Consider the following 301-nt stretch of genomic DNA (forward strand, 5'->3'; position numbering starts at 1 on the left):
TCTGCAGCAGCTCGGTCGGGAAGACCACTCGGTGCGGAACCGAGGAGTTGTCGATGATGATGCCCGTGAACCCACCGCCCACGACCTGCTGGTACACGAGGGTCGCGGGCTGCGCGATGGCGGAGGTGGATGCGGCATCCTCCTCGTCCTGGATGGATGCCTGCAGGGCGGCGCCCGAGCTGTAGGCGAGCATGAACGTGCGGTCGTCGTCGCGCACGACGCCGACGGAGAGCGACTCGCCGGCGGCCATCTGCTCACGCGCGTCGCCGTGCACGCGCAGATACAGGTGCCCCTGCAGCGA

1 protein-coding gene is annotated in these 301 nt (G+C 68.8%); it reads right to left on the reverse strand.

Translation table 11 applies throughout. From position 1 onward, the window contains the following. A partial coding sequence (locus KI686_RS16335; protein WP_237590378.1) for a hypothetical protein occupies nucleotides 1-301 on the reverse strand: 301 nt, incomplete at both ends.

It is taken from the genome of Polaribacter sargassicola, assembly GCF_021991835.1.
Classification (GTDB): domain Bacteria; phylum Bacteroidota; class Bacteroidia; order Flavobacteriales; family Flavobacteriaceae; genus Polaribacter; species Polaribacter sargassicola.